The sequence below is a fragment of the Pseudomonas sp. MHK4 genome, assembly GCF_054600775.1.
On record NZ_BAAIAK010000035.1, the window covers coordinates 1 to 4,584 of the forward strand.

The 4,584-nt window shown below is 44.2% G+C and carries 5 protein-coding genes; 2 read left to right on the forward strand and 3 right to left on the reverse strand.

The window, feature by feature from the left end; translation table 11 throughout:
- On the forward strand, window positions 1-192 hold a 192-nt coding region (locus tag ACYP2Q_RS31335), incomplete at its 5' end, for an EscU/YscU/HrcU family type III secretion system export apparatus switch protein (protein WP_459734081.1).
- Window positions 193-330: 138 nt separating this feature from the next.
- Here ACYP2Q_RS31335 and solA read toward each other — a convergent pair.
- The 3 genes from solA to ACYP2Q_RS31350 all read right to left on the reverse strand — a co-directional run bounded on the left by solA (window position 331) and on the right by ACYP2Q_RS31350 (window position 4,076).
- A complete protein-coding gene (gene solA / locus ACYP2Q_RS31340; protein ID WP_459734082.1) occupies window positions 331-1,497 on the reverse strand; it encodes an N-methyl-L-tryptophan oxidase in 1,167 nt (388 codons plus the stop codon).
- Window positions 1,487-2,089 (reverse strand): EamA family transporter, encoded by a 603-nt coding sequence (locus ACYP2Q_RS31345; protein WP_459734084.1) that lies wholly within the window; start codon window positions 2,087-2,089, stop codon window positions 1,487-1,489. The genes solA and ACYP2Q_RS31345 overlap by 11 nt, the downstream gene beginning before the upstream one ends.
- A 322-nt stretch (window positions 2,090-2,411) precedes the next feature.
- Window positions 2,412-4,076, reverse strand: a complete 1,665-nt coding sequence (locus tag ACYP2Q_RS31350; protein WP_459734085.1) for a pyrroline-5-carboxylate reductase dimerization domain-containing protein — start codon at window positions 4,074-4,076, stop codon at window positions 2,412-2,414.
- Window positions 4,077-4,403: 327 nt separating this feature from the next.
- Between ACYP2Q_RS31350 and ACYP2Q_RS31355 the strand changes: the two genes are divergently transcribed.
- Window positions 4,404-4,584: EscU/YscU/HrcU family type III secretion system export apparatus switch protein (locus ACYP2Q_RS31355; RefSeq protein WP_459734086.1), on the forward strand; the 181-nt coding region annotated here is incomplete at its 3' end.

Below are 4,584 nucleotides of genomic sequence, written 5' to 3' on the forward strand. Positions count from 1 at the left end.
TATGAAAACGCCGAACTTGTGAGTTTGCTGGCGCGGATGGAATTGGGGGACAGTATTCCCCAGGAGCTTTATCTGACGATTGCCGAGATCATTGCGTTCGCGTGGAATTTGAAAGGGAAGTTTCCGGTGGGGCAGGGTCCAGCTACTGAAGTGATGGAGAAGGATGTGACGGACTACGGGGATGATTACTGATCAAAAGGCCAAACAATTTCGTATATTGTTAGGCCATCGCTTCGTAGCAAAACCACCTATGAAATTTTTTAGCATAGGCACGCAGCATAAATTCATACAGCTCAACCCCCAACACTCCAAAATTTGCACTTAATAACTCTAGCCTGATTTGTTAACACTAGCGAATCGGCCAACACTGAATATTGACATCTCTTGTGCAACTCCCCCATCCAATGCAGCTCTCGCCAGCACTTCACCCAAACCAGTTGCGAACTTAAACCCATGCCCCGAGCATGCCGAAACATAAAAAACACCGGGAAACTCACTTGATTCACCCAGTAAAAAAGACCCATCTGGAGTCATTGTATAAATACATTTTTTTGATGCAAATGGAACTGAATTCAAACCCGGAAATATCTGACTTACACAAGTAGAAATTTGTTCGACATCCGCTACATCTACAGGCTTGGTATGTTCAAGAGGATCAAATGGCGTTTGTTGTAGATTATGAAACCCTATCTTGACCCCTGGTTCTTCTTTGCCGATTTCGGGAGTACCATACAGCAAACTCCCATCTGACATTTGATACAAAAAAGCGGGAAATTTTTTTGCAAAATCCGAATCTCGATCTGAGTTAGGCTTAAACCAGTAAACGGGCACACTTCGAGGCCGAAGTAATTCTGAAAGATCATTAATAAGCGCTGTACCCATAGCAGAGCCTGTTGACAAAATAACTCGTGCTGTATAAATAATTTCACCCTCGGCCAGTTGAACAGCCAACCCCTGTGAGGTTCGAAAGATACTTATCACCGTTGTTCCGAATCGGGCCTCTGCACCGTTTCTCACAGCTAGGTTGATCATATGTAATTTTGAATCATCCGCTGAAATAGTGTATGCCCCGTTTTCATATACCGCCTCCGTCCCTTCCTGAACCTGAAAGGCTGGAAAAGATTCAGAAATTTGGGTAGTAGAAAGAACTTTGTACTTGATATTTCCCTTCTGAGCAGTCTTCACACTTTTGGGCACAACTCCTGAGGCAATAGGCCCAACGAAAAGCCCTCCAGTACGAAAAATCAGACGTCTGCTACACGACCTGTCTAACTCTTGCCATAATTCATCTGAAAGGGAAAGCAACGGAAGATATTCCTGCCCCTCCCAGTAAGCTTGCCTAAAAATTCGGGAAGCGCCATGCGATGATCCCAATAGATTTATAGGCGCTGCAGAATCAACGCCTAACACGTCAGTTTTCGAGCATGAAAGTCTCCAAAGCGAAGCACTTCCAACCACACCTAAACCAATGACAACCACACTATACTTACGTGCCATGTCGCTCACCCATATTCTTCACCAAAATTACTTTTAAGACTGGCTCAAGCACTACCAGCAACAACGCACTCATAACCGCCAACAACACAAACATAATGACCATAGAAAGCGATTGCTTGTAAATCATGATAGCCACAAAAAACTGCGTAACGGGTAAAACAAACTGCAACAAACCCATAGATGTGCCAGACAGACGTTTTGCTGAAAGCGAAAATAAAGCTAACGGCACAATTGAAATTACGCCACAACTAAAAAGCAGCAGCGTCCGCCACAACTCAAACTCTACAGGAATCGCCATACTCAGATCCGAGCAAAATAAAATCAAGCTGTATATAACAGCAAGCACAGTAGACTCCAGCAGCAATCCACTAAAAACATTCAACGTTGTCATTTTCTTCAGACACGAATAGACGCCCCAAGAAACACCGATAGACAAATAAACCCTCATGTCGAGTTCATTGCTCAACACAAATAACCACACCACAGCTGTCATCAAAACTATTACAGCTATTGCTTTACAGACCGTAATCGACTCCTTATACACCACGATGCCGGTCGCGATACTTAATATCGGAGCAATCAAATAACCCAAGCTACTTTCCAAAACTCGACCATGGATAGACGCCCATATAAACACTCCCCAATTGACAGCTATTAACATCGCCGCAAACACATGTATAACTAGCAGCCTAAAGGTGAGCTGCGAATAAAATCGCCCTACATCCTTACAAACGCATACCACTAGAAAAACCAACAGCAGAGACAAATAGATTCTGTAACCGACCAATACGACTGCATTCAAAGACCCTATACTCTTCCAAAAAATTGACGATACCCCTAACAGAACATTCGCTAGGATGCCACTGAGCGTCCCGATAAAAAAATATCGTTTTTTGCGTGAAAGCAACATACGATTATTTTTTCCAAAAGGTTAATTCAACTATCTCATAAGACCAGAATATCTGGCCATTCTCTAGTACATTACAGTACGCATCCCCCTTCCTTGTCCAACTCAATATTTCTTCAACGAGAAGGTCTTGCACCCGGGCCCAATTCTCAGAATATAGAAGCAAAGGAAAATCATGCCGTTCTAAAAGCCTGCAGTCGATCACATACATTTCTTCGTGCGAATTTCGGAGCCTGTTCATAACCTCTCGAATTCCAACCAATGAATTAAGACCTATTATGACCTTTCCACCATCCACTAAATGATTCGGCAGCTCTTTGAAAAACCTCCCCAAGGTTCTATCGCCGTAAAACATAGAGTCAATTGGGAGCCCTTCCATACCCGAGAACTTATCAAGCGCTTGAAGAAACGAGTCGGAAGGCGTTCTCCAACCAGGAGGATTGAACAAAATCACATCATATTGCTCTGAAACATCTGGAAGCCCTTGAAAAAGATCTCCACAAAAAAACTCGATTGTATTTACCCCAAAATTGTTGAACTCGTTCTTCTTCGCCACAACAATTGCATGCGTAGATATATCAGATCCGGTTACGGATCCAACACCCATACTTTTCAGCAATAAAGAGTGGACACCACTTCCTGTTCCCAGATCCAAAAATTTTGCATCTTTATGCTCTTTATTTACATATCGCGTTATCAGCGACCCAAACGCCACACCTGCGGGACTTACCTTAAAAACCTTGGCATCATAAAAAAGATTTATGCAGTGCCCCAAACCACAATAAACACTATATGAATCATTCAACACTTTGGCGTCATTAAAATGAGCACCATGCAAATGATTTGAATTTTCAATGCTCATAACAGCCCCCGAAAAATTTTCTCTCCCCAACGCTTCCGAACGCTTAGCAGCGGCTGCCAACGCCGACAAAACAATTTCATTCAAACCATGTTGTTCCAACACTAATATTGCCTGCTCGGTTGTCCCCCCTTTGGTTTGGACCTCATCGCACAACTTCATCGGCATTTTGTTAGTCGATTTTAACAGCAGCGAAGTACCGTACAATAACTGCGCAATGACTTTCCAAGCACTCTCGGGATTCAAGCCTACATACTCTGCGTAAAGTAGTAACGCGTTGGCAAAATAGGCGACCAATGCTGGCCCTCCTCCCGCCAGCGCTGTGCCAGAATCAATTTGACACTCATCTTCAACCCGAATGCAGACGCCAATCGCACCGAAAATCATTTCTGCGACAGCTATCAAATTACTGTCCCGATTATTTTGAACGTAGTAAAGAGTCACTCCCTCTCCGACCTCAGCCGGAATGTTTGGGATCGAACGGACGATTCGTGCATGGACTAACGTGCCGCAAAGTTCACTGACTGTGACGCCAGCCATTACAGATAGGACCGGACCACCGTAACCAAGCAATGATTGATTATCACGAACCACACTCTTAAAATTCTGAGGCGGGACGGCCAATACAACAACATCATCATTATCGATACTTTCAATCCGACCAGCCACCTCAAACCCGAAGGCTGCAAGGGACGCTGCTCGCTCGACACAAATTTCGATCGGCTTTAGATGACGAACACCGAACTTCTTTCTCAGCCCGAACAATATTGCTTGACCCATATTACCCGCACCTAAAATATAAATATTTTTCACGAGCCTTTTCCTTCTATGTTCATTCCCTTTATATTCAACATTGATTTACGCCGATCTTCCACTCGACAGAACGAACTTAATAATCCGCGCCTCAATCTGTCAATTCAAAACTGACAACCCAACAGAAACTCAACACATACAAGCCGTTCACATATGACCAAACTTGTAGGAAAAGTCACACTTCACCATGTAGGACTGAAATAGACCACAACCGTCTAAGTGGGCCTTCTTAGAAGTAGGACGCAGTTGCTTTGAGAATGGAGCAAAGAGAATTATTCTGTAACACTCAAAGTGTCAAATCCGTCTTCAAATATCGTGGCGACCTTTGTGAATGGCACCCACGCTCCGACCCTCACCGCCAAGGGCGACGAAGAACTGGCCGAAGAAATCCTGCGCATCGCCCGCGATTGCGAAGTGCCGATCTATGAAAACGCCGAACTTGTGAGTTTGCTGGCGCGGATGGAATTGGGGGACAGTATTCCCCAGGAGCTTTATCTGACGATTGCCG